This window comes from Bacteroides ovatus (assembly GCF_001314995.1).
Taxonomy (GTDB): Bacteria; Bacteroidota; Bacteroidia; order Bacteroidales; family Bacteroidaceae; genus Bacteroides; species Bacteroides ovatus.
The window spans coordinates 2,881,805-2,896,844 of record NZ_CP012938.1 but is presented as its reverse complement, the minus strand read 5'-3'; the positions used below and the strand labels follow the sequence as shown (position 1 = coordinate 2,896,844).

Genomic DNA, 15,040 nt, shown 5'->3' with positions numbered 1-15,040 from the left:
TGCAAAGTTATTGGATGAAGATATATCGAACAATATATATCTAAAATATAGAAAATAATGCTATTTTTGTGCCATTATATGGAATAATATAACTGTGCTATTCCTAGAAATCACCTTTTAGAAGAATATTTTTCTTATGGATACTTTTGATAAACTGGATAGAGTCGATTTGCAAATACTCCGTACTTTGCAAGAAAACGCCCGATTGACGACAAAAGAGTTGGCTGCACGGGTGAGCCTTTCTTCAACTCCTGTTTTTGAACGTCTTAAACGGTTGGAGAGTGGAGGATATATAAAGAAGTATATTGCCGTATTGGATGCGGAAAAGCTGAATCAGGGATTTGTCGTATTCTGCAGTGTGAAGCTTAGACGTCTGAACAGGGATATAGCAGCCGAGTTTACACGGATTATACAGGATATTCCTGAAGTAACCGAATGTTATAACATATCAGGAAGTTATGATTACCTGTTGAAGATTCATGCTCCCAATATGAAATACTATCAGGAGTTTATTTTGAATGTGTTGGGGACGATTGATAGCTTAGGATCACTGGAAAGCACGTTTGTAATGGCTGAAGTGAAGCATCAATATGGGATACATATTTAGTTCGTTGTGTGATAGTCTGAAATTTATCTTGTATATTTGCTATGTAATATAAATCCTCTTCTGCTGACACAATGAATTCAAAAACATATCCTCGCACCAATGATTTCCAGACTGTTTATCTGAATACAGTGATTAAGAATCCTGCCATTATGGTAGGTGATTATACAATATACAATGACTTTGTAAATGATCCTGTTCTTTTTGAGAAGAACAATGTATTATATCATTATCCGATTAATAAAGACCGATTGATAATTGGCAAATTCTGTTCCATTGCTTGTGGAGCCAAATTTCTTTTTAACAGCGCAAACCACACATTGGGTTCTTTATCCAATTATACGTTTCCTATCTTTTTTGAGGAATGGAATTTAGATAAAGGAGATGTAACTTCTGCTTGGGATAATAAAGGGGATATAGTAATAGGTAATGATGTCTGGATTGGATATGAAGCTGTTATCATGGCAGGAGTTCATATCGGAGATGGAGCGGTTATTGCGTCGCGGGCAGTGGTTACTAAAGATGTTCCTCCTTATACGATAGTAGGTGGGACACCAGCTAAAGAAATTCGGAAGCGTTTTGATGAGAATACGATTGTTCAATTGCAGAAATTGCAATGGTGGGATTGGAGTATTGAGAAGATATCCGAATGTATACCTTATATTATAGGTGGAAAGATTGAAAAACTGAAAAAGATAAATATCACATCATAGACATGAAGAAACTAATTATTGTATTTGTTCTTTTATTATCAGCACTCTCTTGTTTCTCACAAATAGAGTTTTCGACTTGCCTTTTTGATGCTTCAAGAAACAGAGTGATACCGCTAGCCGTCTATCAGCCGCACAAAGTGAATTCGAAAACAAAAGTCATTATATTTAGCCACGGCTACGATGGAAATAAAAATAATAAGTCCAATCAGACTTATGCCTATCTAACACGATTCCTTTCCCAGAAAGGCTTTTACGTAATAAGCATACAACATGAATTGGCAGATGATCCTCTTTTGGCCATGGAAGGTAATTTCATGGAAACACGCATGCCAAATTGGGAAAGGGGAGTGGCAAATATTCTTTTTACTATTCAGGAATTTAAGAAATTGAAGCCACAATTAAATTGGAATGACTTTATATTGATAGGACATTCCAATGGCGGAGATATGACCATGTTATTTGCTACCCGATATCCGCAGTTGATAAATAAAGCCATATCTATGGATCATCGCAGAATGATAATGCCTAGAACACGGAATCCTCGACTTTATACGTTAAGAGGATGCGATTATGATGCGGATTCAGGAGTATTACCCACTGAAAAGGAGCAGGAACAATTCCGGATGAAGGTTGTGAAATTGGACGGAATAACGCATAGTAATATGGGGGAGAATGGAACGGAAGAACAACACAACCTTATCAATCAGTATATCTATGGATTTCTTACACGGAGATAACTGATGTATTATATTTATTTTATCCAATGGTTTTAAATCGGAAGCCTGTTTTTCTTATAACTTTGCAACTGATTTTAGAAAAAGAAGTTTGGGATGATAAATAAATATGAAGAACGACTGGGGACAGAGCGCATGTTACCGCTTGTTTTTAAGATGGCACTTCCGGCTGTGGCAGCGCAATTTGTTAATTTGCTTTATAGCATGGTCGACCGTATTTATATTGGTCATATCCCTGGGATTGGTACGGATGCATTGGCGGGTGTAGGAGTAACGACTTCTCTTGTTATACTGATTTCTTCTTTTTCAGCGATAGTAGGAGGTGGCGGTGCGCCGTTAGCGGCTATCGCACTCGGACAGGGGGATCGTTCACGTGCCGGAAAAATTCTGGGTAATGGTTTTATCCTGCTGATACTATTCACCTTGTTTACTTCTCTCATCGCATATACCTTTATGGAGCCGATTCTACTCTTTACAGGAGCTTCAGAAAATACATTGGAGTATGCAGTCAACTATCTTTCTATCTATTTATTAGGAACTATCTTCGTAGAAATATCCACAGGATTAAATTCTTTTATCAATGCACAAGGGCGTCCTGCTATCGCCATGTACTCGGTATTAATAGGAGCACTGTTGAATATCGTCCTCGACCCGATTTTCATTTTTTGGCTCGATATGGGAGTAAAAGGTGCAGCTCTGGCTACAGTGCTTTCACAGGCATGTAGTGCAGTGTGGGTTTTAACTTTCCTTTTCTCCCGGCACGCCTCTCTCCCTTTAGAAAAACGTTATATGGCGTTGAACCGGGAAATAATACTTTCTATATTTGCTTTGGGCGTATCACCGTTTATTATGGCAAGTACCGAAAGCCTGGTCGGCTTTGTTCTGAACAGCAGCCTGAAAGATTTTGGAGATATTTATGTCAGCGCATTGACCATCTTGCAAAGTGCGATGCAATTTGCAAGTGTCCCATTAACAGGATTTGCGCAAGGGTTCGTTCCTATTGTGAGTTATAATTATGGGCACGGCGACAAACAACGTGTCAAAGACTGTTTCCGTGTCGCATTGATAACCATGTTCTCATTCAACTTACTGCTGATGTTGTTTATGATTCTTTTCCCCTCAACAGTAGCTTCCGCCTTTACGAGTGATGAAAGATTGATAGAAACAGTCCGCTGGGCAATGCCTGTTTTCTTGGGTGGTATGACTATTTTCGGATTGCAACGAGCCTGCCAAAATATGTTTGTAGCCTTGGGACAAGCAAAAATTTCTATTTTCATAGCCTTGTTGCGCAAAGCAATCCTATTGATCCCATTGGCATTAATATTGCCACATTTTATGGGAGTAGCCGGTGTATATGCGGCTGAAGCAATATCCGATGCGACAGCAGCAATTTGTTGTACTTTGTTGTTCTTCTGGCAGTTCCCCAAAATATTGGGAAAAATCCAAAGGAGCACTTTGCACATAAGCTAAATTTCCTGATGTTTATCCATAAATAGAACTAATTATGTAACGGCTTACGTATTTTTGCGAAAAATGTTTGTTCATATTATAAAAAGCTAATATATTTGCGTAATCAATTACGTATTTAGTGACGCAACTAATAAAAACATGGACTTTTTTAATCAGACAGGCAAATTAGCCATCGGTAGCAGATTACGCATGTTGACCGATAAAATAACAGTAGATGCAGCCGCCATCTATAAAATGTTTGGAGTAGACCTCAAACCGAAATGGTTTCCTGTATTTTTTGTATTATCACGTGGGGAGGCAAAAACCATTACGTCCATAGCCAAAGAGATTGGTCATTCTCATCCTTCCGTGAGTAATATTATTAAAGAAATGGTAGCTAAAGGATTAGTGAAGGAGACAAAGGACAAATCCGACGGGAGAAGAAACATGGTCATGTTATCTGCCAAAGGAAAAAGAATGTCCGACTCTTTTTCGGAACAGTGTATAGATGTTACGGCAGCTATTGAGCAAATCACGCAGCAAACCCGGAATGACCTTTGGGAGGCTATCGAAGAATGGGAGAATCTTTTGTTGGATAAATCCCTGTTGGAGCGGGTGAAGGAAGCGAAAAAGGAACGAGAGAGTAAGGACATCAAAATAGTTCCTTATGAACCTTGCTATCAATCTGCCTTCCGGACCCTTAACGAAGAGTGGATAACTGCTTATTTTCGGATGGAAGAGGCCGATTACAAGGCTTTGGATCATCCAAAGGAATATATTCTGGATAAGGGAGGAGCTATTTTGGTGGCTCTTTATAAAGATGAGCCGGTCGGTGTATGTGCTTTGTGTAAGATGGATCATCCGCTTTATGATTATGAGTTGGCCAAACTGGCTGTCAGCCCTAAGGTTCAGGGCAAAGGTATTGGAGTACTGCTTTGCGAAGCAGTTGTAAATAAAGCGAAGGAGCTTGGTGGTAAAAGAATCTTTATAGAGAGCAATACGCGTCTGAAACCGGCTATCCATATTTATCATAAGTTGGGCTTCAAGGAACTTCCCGAATATCACACGACTTATGAAAGAGGAGACATACAGATGGAATTAATGATTGAAGAGTGAAAATGAAAAAGGTGGATGGTGAATTTATTAAGGGGCGCATTGCCCCTTCATTCCAGTTCCTGCGCATAAATGTTGATAGCGCGTAATGCCTTTGATATTTCAGTCGGGGTGATTCCCTGACATTCTATTCTCAACACTTTTTCCCAGTCCTCCATATCTACATTCCATTTGTAGATTTGGGGACATAGGGTGAACAGCGCTGCGATATGTTTTATATCCCGTGCATTTCTAACCGAGGTTCGAAAAATGAGTATTTGCTCTTCCATAGTTACTATCAATTACTTTTGTTTTCAGTGCAAAGGTAGGTTTAAACAAGGTTCTGTATAGGATTATTCGACGAATGCCCTGATTACTCATGACGAAATAAGTAATCGGGGAGATTAACTTCATATACTTATCCTTTGAAAAGTCAGTCATCTGTACCTGTTAATATATAAAAAAGTGTATCTGTTCTCGTCTTTCTTTTTTGATTTACTTTGCAGTGTTGTTTTAATCTCCTAATATACTTAAAGGTTATGAAGTTGAATTTTGCTAAAAGAATGTCTTATATAAAGGCTTCGGAAATAAGAGAGATATTAAAAGTCACCGAACAGGAAGATGTGATTTCGTTTGCAGGTGGTCTGCCTGCTCCAGAACTTTTTCCGATAGATGAAATCAATGAGATCAATCAGATCGTATTGAAAGAGGCAGGTACGAAAGCGCTCCAATATACTACAACAGAAGGTTATGCTCCTTTGCGCGAATGGATTGCCAACCGGATGAACGAACGTTTGGGCACGGCTTTCGATAAAGATAATATTCTGATTACCCACGGCTCACAACAGGGATTGGACTTATCCGGAAAAGTTTTTCTGGACCAGGGAGATATCGTACTTTGCGAAAGCCCAACATATTTGGCTGCAATCAGCGCGTTCAAAGCGTATGGATGTAGCTTTATTGAAATTCCCACGGATGAGGACGGTATGATGATGGATGTTTTGGAAGAAATTTTGAGCAATACTCCTCATATAAAGCTGATATATGCAATACCTACTTTTCAGAATCCTACCGGAAAGACGTGGAGCCTGGAAAGACGCAGGAAACTGGCTGAATTATCCGCAAAGTATGGTGTTGCAGTTATTGAAGACAATCCGTACGGCGAGTTAAGGTTTGAAGGAGAGTCTTTGCCATCTATAAAGTCTTTTGATGAGGCTGGAAATATCCTGTGTACAGGTAGTTTCTCTAAAATATTCTGTCCCGGTTTCCGGATTGGCTGGATTGCGGGGGATAAAGAGATTATCCGCAAATACGTATTGGTCAAGCAAGGTACGGATTTACAATGCAACACGATTGCCCAAATGACCATCGCCGAATACCTGAAGCGCTATGATATTGATAAACATATTGCCAAAATAGTAGAAGTATACAGAAAACGCAGAAATGTGGCGATTGAAAGTATAGAACGTTATTTCCCTGATACTATAAAGTTTACTCGTCCCGAAGGCGGATTATTTACATGGATAGAACTTCCCGAAGGGATTTCGGCACGTGATGTTTTAGTCAGAAGCCTGGAGAAAAAGATTGCTTTTGTTCCGGGAGGCTCCTTTTATCCGAACGGAAACAAGGAAAATACGCTTCGGATCAACTACTCTAATATGCCCGAAGACAAAATAGAGAAAGGACTTAAAACCCTCGGCGAAGTGGTAAAGGAGTATATCAGTCAATCAAAATGATTCTTTGATAATGTTTCCCAAAACCTGCAAGCGTTCTTCAATGAAAGCACTCCATTGCTGACCGAAACTCAAGCGCATACAGTTTCTGTACTGGTCGTGCAGAGTAAACATGCGTCCGGGAGCAATGCTGATCTTATGTTGCATCGCTTTGTAATATAGCTCCGTGGTATCAATCTTTTTATTCAGTTCCACCCAAAGCATAAAACCTCCTTGTGGAGTGATGATTTTAGTGTCTTCGGGAAAATAGTCGGTAATAGCTTGTGCCAAATGAAGACTATTGGAATGTAGCTCATGGCGCAACTTGCGTAAATGATTCTCATACCTGCCGTTCTCCATGAAGTTGGCAATGGCTTCTTGGTTGAGGGTAGGAGTGGATATTAAATGAATATGTTTCTGACGAATAATAGCATCCTTAAACTTACCGGGGGCAATCCAGCCTACCCGGTAACCGGGAGCTAACGTCTTTGATACAGAACCACACCATAACACAAGTCCCTTTTCATCGAAAGCTTTGCATGGCTTAGGGCGTGAATGTCCGAAGAATACATCGCCGTATAAATCATCTTCAATCAGAGGAATATTGTGTTCCGCCAACATCTGTACTATCTCTTTCTTATGTTCATCGGGCATGCAACTCCCAAGCGGATTACTGAAATTACTGATAAGCAGGCATAGATTGATCTGCGGCAATACTTTTCTTAAAGCATCGGGTTCGATGCCTGTTACAGGATTGGTCGGCAGTTCCAGCACATGAAGCTCCATACTGTTGGCCAACTGTAATATCCCGAAATAAACAGGACTTTCAACAGCTATCGTGTCTCCTCTTTGAGCAATAACAGATAATGCTAAAGAGATGGAATTGGTTACTCCTGTGGTAGTAACAATATCATCTTCGGTCAGATTTCCATTCCAGCTATACGCAAAACGGGCAATATAGTTTCTCAAACGAATGTTTCCTTGAGGGTCTTCATACCTGGTGCCGTTTCCCGGAAGTGAATACATGGCCTTGGCCAGTTCTTTATTGAGTTTGGCAATAGGCAATAAAACATCTTCCGGTATTCCCAGCGAAAAACGGGTGATAGACGAATCTTCGATGGAATGATATACTTCCATGATTAAGTCTGTTTCTTCCTTTCCCGGAGATTGGGCGGAAGGCTGTGTTGTTGCCGGCGCAGACAAATTTAGTGGCTTATAATTGACAATGTACCCTGATTTGGGGCGGGAAATGATGAATCCTTCCTTTTCCAATTCATAATATACTTGAATGGCTGTGTTTAAACTTACGCCATATTCATTGCTGATAGTACGTAAAGAAGGTAATTTCTCGCCTGCTTTCCATATACCTGTTTTTATTTGCCAGGCGATAGTGCCGGCTATCTTTTGATATAGGATTTCTCTTTTCATGTTTATTCTGTACTTGGCAAAGATACAAAAATGATGTCTGTATCTGTTGTTGTTTGATTGCAAATAATTCATTCAGTCATTTTTTATAATTGCTTGCTATTCAGTTATAAATTTATTCCATATCATTATATTTTAGACATGACAAGATTATCATTGAAATATATTTCAACATATACATTCCTACGATAGAAGCGTCAAAAATAAAAGAGACGAACAATTTTCTTAATTTAAGTTTAGGACTTCAACAGTCGATTCGTTTCTCGGTGAGAAACACTTCGTTTCTCGGTGTCGAAAAGGTTGTTTCTCGGTGAGAAACGGGTCATTGGTTTTAAAGGAAAAGCCCGAATAGTAACCGCCTGGATAACAGTGTTTTACAAAATAACGTTATCTATCAGAAATACATAGGAGTTTTATTGACATTTTTTTGGCAACACCGTTTATTTCTATTGCATCTACTACTGTAATAATATTTACATTAGAACTAAAATATGGCATTTATAAAAGAATCTGTTTCATTCCTTTCCGTACCGTTTTGAATCAAATAACAATAATTGGAGCTTGGGAAGAATCTACATGATGAAGTAGATGAAATCAACATTTATAATAGTGGCATTTCTATTCTCGTCACCTGTTCTTCTTCGGGTACGTTGGGATTGCTGTAATAATATTCGATGGATGTTCCCGAAGGTTTGTAACCGTTGTTTTTTATCCATTCCATCATCTCGTTGTACAGGGCAGCCAGTTCCTTGTAAGTTCCTCTATGTAGGCAGGAAACTATTTTTTTTTCTGGTATCGTTATAGACCGTATATCCCCTTCACCTTGTAACTCTCTGGTTGACTTTAGACCAATAATCATTCTGATATTTTGTTCTGTCACGCTTTCGAAATTAGGATATTCAGCGTAGGGGATGTCGGTAGTGACCTCGCCTTGTTCCTTGAATAAAGAGTCTATTTTTACAAAGTTCTTTCCGATAGCTTCCGACATTCCCTTCAAATCTGTTTGTACTTCAACAGCCAAAGCGGATTGTTTCGGTTGCTTCAATAGCATGATTTCTGAAATTTTTCCCATAATACATTGTTTTTAGAGGGTTGATAATTAATTATTTCTTGATGACCGGAATATAGATGTCGGTAATTAGTTCTGTTCTAAGGGTGGAGGCAGGGCGGTTCATATACATTTCAAAGCTAAAGGTGCTTTGAGGACGATATTTACTTTCCGGGAACCACTCTTCATAAATAGTCCGGTAGAATTTATGCAATAAAGAGTAGTCACCGATATGCCTGAATATAGCATAACGACCACCGGGAACTTCTATCACTCCCGGCTGGAAATCATTTTCTTTGTTATCGATTATGACCCCGAGATAGAAGCGACATTTATCTATTGGGGTGATGGCCGGGTCGTCCATACTAAGGCTGACAAACTTATCATTCGACTTTTCTTCATTGCGCTGTCTAGCATAGTTGGTGAGCCTGTCCCATATTAATTTGTATCGGAGTTCATCCTTATACTTTTCACCCACCTCGATACAAAATACTTTCATCGGCAGAATCGACCGGATTTCAGGAGTGATAACCGCATGCTGTTCGTCATACATCGGCTTATACTTCTCCCTATATTGAGAGGTTGACACTCCAAAATGTTTTTTGAAGGCTTTTGCCAGACTGAATTTAGTCTGATAGTTTGTTTGCTCCGAAATCTGATTTAATGTAAAGTCGGTGGATACTAACAGATGTGCTATATGTTCGAGGCGCAAACGTTGTATGTAGCTTCCAATATTTTCTCCGGCAACAGTTTGAAACACTCTTCTGAAGTGATATTTGGAAAGTCCGCTTATCGTGCTAAGCATGTCTGTATCCAAAGTGTCGAATAAATGATTATTGATATAAACGATTATATCCTGAATCTTCTGATGATGGATATTACAGGTTTCCAACTTTTGTTTCCACCGTTTCAGATTGGGTAACCGTTCGTTTAGTATGTGCCTAAGTTCCTCCGGCGAATAAGCAGTATCTGCATATTCATTGTACTTGTCGGTGTATTTTATCCAGATATTAATCATTTCCGACATCGGAATGTCGACGATATATTTTCCATCTTTCAGGCAGTAGTAGCAATATTCGTCACTTCGGGAACCGTCGGAGTTAGTACCCAGATATTTCTCTATATCAAAGCGGAGAGGCATCCCGCAACTTTGACAATACCTTTTATTTATATCTGATTCAATCATCGATTGGGTTTTCGTTTGATGGATAGCAGTCGCTCCATATCATTAAATAAGCAAGTGTCTTTCAATTCGAACATAAGCCACTTCCCATCGTGGAAAGTAGTCGTCTCATCGTATATCTTTTGAGTCTCATTGGAGAATACTTCTCGCAGAGATTCAAATTTGGCACGCTCATCTTTACCTAAAATGACCAAGAAGCCAATCGTTTGTTCTTTGGCGTATAGGGCACACAGCGTTTTTCCGCCTTTGCGATATTTATATTCGTATATCCATTTTTTTCCTCCATGGTTCCATAGTTGTTCCATATTGTACTTTTGCTCGATAAGCTGGCAAAGTGAAGTCCATATATCATAAAGTTCCTTACCTATCAAGGCTTCCAGTGTTTCGGGAGTGGGAATCTGCAAAGTTTCTTTCATGGTATTCTGTATTTACTTTTGATTATCCATATCACAAAGGTAGGCTGATTTTCTAATAGATCGTTGTCCAATATAGGCATTTTGTGTGTAGCTGGTGAACAATCTGCCCGGAAATTAATTTATTTTGTAAAAGCGAAATATTGGCAGTATAACCTTTATCTTTGCATTAATTTAAAAACAAAGCCCCAATTAAAGAAAATGAAAACAATATTATTAGCAGTAGGTACGCTCTGCCTCATGGCAGGTTGCTCGTCAAAAGTGGCAAGCTCAAAAGGAATCGTTAGTGATGCAACCATGAATACGGTAACGATTGTTACTGATAAGAATGATACCCTTTCGTTCAGTACGATAGATGCAAATAAAGATGAAGTCAACGGTTTGCTTCTGAATGATACGCTGGAAGTGTTCTATACCGGAAAATATACACCGGGAATGCCGGCTTCTAAATTAGTTCAGTATCCGCAATCTCCGATTGTGGGAGGTGATCGGGATGAACATGGCTGTATCGGTTCTGCCGGATATGTATGGTGTGAAGTGCAAAAAGACTGTATCCGCTTGTTTGAGAAAGGAATCCGCACGGAATCGGTGGACGATAGCAATGCTTCTGCCTTTATTGTGTTTAGTCCTGACTCTACGCAACTGGAACTTTTCTTTTCCAATAATCAGCCCAATGAAATATTGGAGAGACGTGGCCTGCCTTCAGGAGGTTATGCATGGAACGTGGAAGATGACGATACGAAAAATGTACGGCTAATAGATGGTTTGTGGACAATCAGCCAAAGAAATAAGTTAATTTATAGCCAAAAGGCCGGAAACTGATTTTAAAAGCTCCGGCTTTCTGACGCTCTGTTTGTAGAGTAATGTTCTAGGTAATTAAATTAATAAGTGGATATCAAAGATGCTGAATATATAAACTTCCATCATAATCTTTGTATTTAGCATCTTTGTATATATCAACCAGTTTGTTACTGTAATCAAGAATGGTATCTTTGGAGATTTGTGATAAATTTGTAGCCAAAATACCACTTCCCAAAATGCCCGGATTACATAATATACTGTCTTTTCTTATTGAATTCATAGTAAGCTCTACACCTATGTAATCCTTGATACCTGCCTTTTCCAGACTGGATACAATATAGTTGTCCAAAGATTCTTTATCATCTTCGGTCATGAATCCATACCATAATAAACACTTCATTCCTAATTGAGTAGCCTGTATCAGGATATCGAGATAGGTTACTCCTGAATCTCCTTTCTTGTCTATTTCGTAAGGATCGATATGAATGAAAGAGGATGAAGGAAGTGAAGGCAATAGCTCTATGGTACCTCTCGAAGAGTCGGCATGATGCATCTCTACAGATGCACTTAATCCGACTTGTTTGGCATAGGTACCCACATTTTCCAACGCACTCTTTTCTAAATCAAAGAATACAAACCTTTTTGCTTGCTTCTCTAATACATTCATTGCCAGGGCAGGAGAACCCAGATAATTTCCTTTTGTCATTTCCGGGTTTTCCAGTTGGTAATAAATGGAATCTTTTAGAGATTTGTCATCATCTGCTTTCTCCAGGAAATGATAGATACCATATTGCTGCTCCGGAGTTTGCGTCATGGAGTAGATGGCACATGCGGAATTGGTTTCTACATATACTTGTGGGGCTTCATTTCTAAGAACTTCACAGAGTATCAGATGTTTCAGTACATCGGGTTGTTTTGCGAAATGAGTGTAAGTTGCCATGTGGGTACATCTTAATATTTATAGAATATAAAAGAACTGCAACCGCTATCCTTTTTAGGCATTCATTAATTCATGGATTTCATGAATATGCAGGTGCAAATGACTTAGATAACCTTCTATCATGTCTTGTAGCGTAACCTTTGTTCCTTCAAAATCACACCAGTAGCTATCCAGTTTTGTCTGGTCTACAGATTTTATAACCTGAATGATATGCAGGTTAAAAAACTTCCATAGTTGAATCAGGTTGTTCCAATCTTCATTTTGGTAATCTTGTAATGCTATCCACAGATCATTATCCTGACGGTAATCGGGAAAGAAAAGCAAATCTTTACTGTATTGCAATCTGACCATGCGTTGGTGATTGTTTGATGCCGAATCAATCAAATGTCCGAGAATCTGTTTGATGGTACGATTTTGTTTATTACGTTTCAACGTGATCGTATCATTTTGTAGCCCGGTTAGTATTTTCTCTTCAGTTTCTATCACATGATAGATTCCTTCTGTTATTTTGGAAAAATCGACGTTTGACATACCATTCTTTTCCTTTAGGTGTTTATAGCAAAATTGCTAATGGTACAAATATAGATAAATGTGTCGATATTTATAAATTAAACGGAACTTTTCAATTCTAATTTTATCCCTCTTTCTTAAACCACCTGTAAAACCATTTGCCCACCTTCTCATAATGTCGGGTTTCGGTATCAGTATATAGCTTGGAGAAGAAAGACGTATCCAACGGCTCTCCCGACTGGTTAGGATACAGCACGATGAAGCTATTGTTGGAGAAATATTTCCCGAGCTGTCTCGGTAACTTCTCAAAAGAACTGTCATACGAAAGAGTTCCTGGTCGTGCACTGATAATAACCAATAAATGATCGTAACTTACCTGTCCTGTCAATACCAGCAGGTCATTCCAGTCTTCTAAGAGAGAGAAATCGGTAAGCGTCTGTTTATGCCTTTTCTTTATCCACGCTTGTAGGCGGATGGTAGTCTTTTCATTGGCAAAGAAGTGTACGCGGCATCCAAGAGTGCTCCCCATGCGACAGAAGTGTTCCATCCAATGCGGAAAGCCGGATTCATATTCGGCTTTAGGAGGGACGGCAACGACAATCCGTTTGATTGTATGGACCGGTATCAGAAATTTAGAGATAATTATTTCACAGTTTAATCCGTTCAATAAGTGTTCGGCAAGTATTCCAAAGTATGAATCTGTGATGTTTTTCTTGCGGTGCAGGCCGGTGATAATACTCGTAATCTCATTCTCCTTGACTGAATGGATAATACCGGAAGCTATATTCAAATCATACCGGGTGACCTTTTTGAGTGGTACATTTGCTTCCGTTGCTGTCATTTCGGCTTTTTCCAGATAATGTTTGCTTCGAATTCGTAGATTATCAGAGTTATTATCGTCGTTGATAACATTTAATGCCAGGAGATTGTCTTTCAATTTGGGGTCACGTATGACTAGAGAAAGATTCACCATGTCCTCGATAGTGTCCGGGTTGGCTATGGATATTAAAATTTTCTCTGTTTCTTTCGACGATTCATTTTCAGGTTGTGAATCATCCATCGCTATTTTTCTGGCTGCCCGTTCGGTAATTAGTGAACTCACTACGCAAGTAACCAGGATAAGCAAGACTGTTCCGTTTAGTACATCATCATTCAATAACCGTTCGCCGGTAGGCAGAATAATGTTGTATCCAACTAATACGGCCGCCAATGTGGCTGCCGCCTGTGCATTACTCAAACCATACATCAGATTTCGTTCAAGAACAGACATCTTATATATCTTTTGAGTGAGCCAGCAAGCAATCCATTTGCCTGTCAGCGCCATGGTTATCATCACGGCGGCAACTTTTAAAGCATCCCCTTCTCCGAAAATAACACGTAAGTTGATTAACATTCCCACTCCGATAAGGAAATAAGGAATAAAAAGTGCATTACCAACGAACTCTAAATGATCCATCAATGGAGAGACGTGTGGGATGAGCCGGTTAAGTACCAATCCTGCGAGGAAAGCTCCCAAGATACCTTCCATACCAACAAGCTCCATCAACCCTGCTCCTAAAAAGACCATCGCAAGCACGAAAATAAATTGCATCACGTTGTCATTGTACCGGTGAAAGAACCAACGACCGATGCGCGGAAAGAAATAAATAATTAGTGCCCCTAGAAAGATTACTTTTACCACCAGCCAAATCCAAAACAATCCTCCGGTTTCTCCTTTGAACAATCCGCCTATAACAGCCAGTACCAGCAGCGTGAGTGTATCCGTTACGGCCGTTCCTCCTACGGCAATACTTACGCTACGATGGCATGATATGCCGAAACGGGTGACGATTGGGTAGGCCACGAGCGTATGGGAGGCATACATGCTGGCTAATAACACAGAGGTGATTACACCATATTTCAGATAAGATACATTTGCCACGAATCCAATCCCGATAGGAACGATAAAAGCCAGTAATCCGAGCACCAATGCTTTGTTTCGCGTCTCTTTGAAATCTCCCATATTCATTTCCAAACCAGCCAGGAACATGATGTAATAGAGTCCGACTTTCCCGAATAACTGAAAGCTGTTGTCTCGTGCCAGGATATTAAATCCATGTTCGCCAATAGCCAGTCCTGCCAGGATCATCCCGATAATATGAGGGATGCGCAGTTTATTCAATAATATCGGAGCAAACAATATAATTAGGAGTACAAGGAGAAATATCCATGTAGGGTCGGTAATAGGGAATGTTAAATCAAGGCCAATCCAATCCATAATTTGACGAGTTCGTGATATTTGTTCCGCAAAATAACTTAAAAAAATGCTTCTAAAAAAGCATTAGTTAATAAAATTAGTCATTTATTTTTTCTCTAGATTCATGATTGCCGGAATGAAGAATGCAAGTGTTTCTGGGACATACATTTTTAAATATAG

The 15,040-nt window shown here is 39.4% G+C and carries 15 protein-coding genes; 7 read left to right on the top strand and 8 right to left on the bottom strand.

All coding sequences use genetic code 11. From position 1 onward, the window contains the following. The first annotated feature begins 136 nt into the window (after positions 1–136). From Bovatus_RS11540 to Bovatus_RS11520, 5 genes are all read left to right on the top strand, one after another. On the top strand, positions 137–607 hold the full coding sequence (locus tag Bovatus_RS11540; RefSeq protein ID WP_004299136.1) for an Lrp/AsnC family transcriptional regulator: 471 nt from the start codon (positions 137–139) through the stop codon (positions 605–607). Positions 608–678: 71 nt separating this feature from the next. Further along, complete coding sequence (locus Bovatus_RS11535) at positions 679–1,317, top strand: CatB-related O-acetyltransferase (RefSeq protein WP_004299137.1); 639 nt, start codon at positions 679–681, stop codon at positions 1,315–1,317. A 2-nt stretch (positions 1,318–1,319) separates the two neighbouring features. Next, positions 1,320–2,054: an alpha/beta hydrolase gene (locus Bovatus_RS11530; RefSeq protein ID WP_004299138.1), complete on the top strand. Its 735-nt coding sequence runs from the start codon at positions 1,320–1,322 to the stop codon at positions 2,052–2,054. A gap of 93 nt (positions 2,055–2,147) precedes the next feature. Continuing rightward, the gene (locus Bovatus_RS11525) at positions 2,148–3,521 is read left to right on the top strand and encodes an MATE family efflux transporter (RefSeq protein ID WP_004299139.1); all 1,374 of its coding nucleotides are present in this window, start codon (positions 2,148–2,150) and stop codon (positions 3,519–3,521) included. A gap of 138 nt (positions 3,522–3,659) precedes the next feature. After that, complete coding sequence (locus Bovatus_RS11520; protein ID WP_004299140.1) at positions 3,660–4,616, top strand: bifunctional helix-turn-helix transcriptional regulator/GNAT family N-acetyltransferase; 957 nt, start codon at positions 3,660–3,662, stop codon at positions 4,614–4,616. A gap of 47 nt (positions 4,617–4,663) precedes the next feature. On the opposite strand, the gene Bovatus_RS11515 is transcribed toward Bovatus_RS11520, so the two are convergent. Then, the gene (locus Bovatus_RS11515; protein ID WP_004299141.1) at positions 4,664–4,882 is read right to left on the bottom strand and encodes a hypothetical protein; all 219 of its coding nucleotides are present in this window, start codon (positions 4,880–4,882) and stop codon (positions 4,664–4,666) included. A gap of 249 nt (positions 4,883–5,131) precedes the next feature. On the opposite strand from Bovatus_RS11515, the gene Bovatus_RS11510 reads away from it, so the two are divergent. Further along, the gene (locus Bovatus_RS11510) at positions 5,132–6,328 is read left to right on the top strand and encodes an aminotransferase-like domain-containing protein (RefSeq protein WP_004299142.1); all 1,197 of its coding nucleotides are present in this window, start codon (positions 5,132–5,134) and stop codon (positions 6,326–6,328) included. On the opposite strand, the gene Bovatus_RS11505 is transcribed toward Bovatus_RS11510, so the two are convergent. From Bovatus_RS11505 to Bovatus_RS11490, 4 genes are all read right to left on the bottom strand, one after another. After that, complete coding sequence (locus tag Bovatus_RS11505) at positions 6,320–7,732, bottom strand: aminotransferase-like domain-containing protein (protein ID WP_004299143.1); 1,413 nt, start codon at positions 7,730–7,732, stop codon at positions 6,320–6,322. The genes Bovatus_RS11510 and Bovatus_RS11505 overlap by 9 nt on opposite strands. Positions 7,733–8,330: 598 nt before the next feature. Then, complete coding sequence (locus tag Bovatus_RS11500) at positions 8,331–8,801, bottom strand: GyrI-like domain-containing protein (protein ID WP_004299147.1); 471 nt, start codon at positions 8,799–8,801, stop codon at positions 8,331–8,333. A gap of 31 nt (positions 8,802–8,832) precedes the next feature. Then, positions 8,833–9,963, bottom strand: coding sequence for a GyrI-like domain-containing protein (locus Bovatus_RS11495; RefSeq protein WP_004299148.1), 1,131 nt, complete (start codon positions 9,961–9,963; stop codon positions 8,833–8,835). Further along, a complete protein-coding gene (locus Bovatus_RS11490) occupies positions 9,960–10,376 on the bottom strand; it encodes a DUF3788 domain-containing protein (RefSeq protein WP_004299149.1) in 417 nt (138 codons plus the stop codon). The genes Bovatus_RS11495 and Bovatus_RS11490 overlap by 4 nt, the downstream gene beginning before the upstream one ends. A 198-nt stretch (positions 10,377–10,574) precedes the next feature. Here Bovatus_RS11490 and Bovatus_RS11485 point away from each other — a divergent pair, with 198 nt between their 5' ends. Continuing rightward, positions 10,575–11,195, top strand: coding sequence for a hypothetical protein (locus tag Bovatus_RS11485; RefSeq protein WP_004306429.1), 621 nt, complete (start codon positions 10,575–10,577; stop codon positions 11,193–11,195). Between the two features lie 73 nt (positions 11,196–11,268). Here Bovatus_RS11485 and Bovatus_RS11480 read toward each other — a convergent pair whose 3' ends face one another. The 3 genes from Bovatus_RS11480 to Bovatus_RS11470 form a co-directional block, all read right to left on the bottom strand. Continuing rightward, positions 11,269–12,114: a 23S rRNA (adenine(2030)-N(6))-methyltransferase RlmJ gene (locus tag Bovatus_RS11480; RefSeq protein ID WP_004299151.1), complete on the bottom strand. Its 846-nt coding sequence runs from the start codon at positions 12,112–12,114 to the stop codon at positions 11,269–11,271. A 54-nt stretch (positions 12,115–12,168) separates the two neighbouring features. Next, positions 12,169–12,645, bottom strand: a complete 477-nt coding sequence (locus tag Bovatus_RS11475; protein ID WP_004299152.1) for a DinB family protein — start codon at positions 12,643–12,645, stop codon at positions 12,169–12,171. A 103-nt stretch (positions 12,646–12,748) separates the two neighbouring features. Next, positions 12,749–14,881: a cation:proton antiporter gene (locus tag Bovatus_RS11470; protein ID WP_004299154.1), complete on the bottom strand. Its 2,133-nt coding sequence runs from the start codon at positions 14,879–14,881 to the stop codon at positions 12,749–12,751. Positions 14,882–15,040 lie beyond the last annotated feature (159 nt).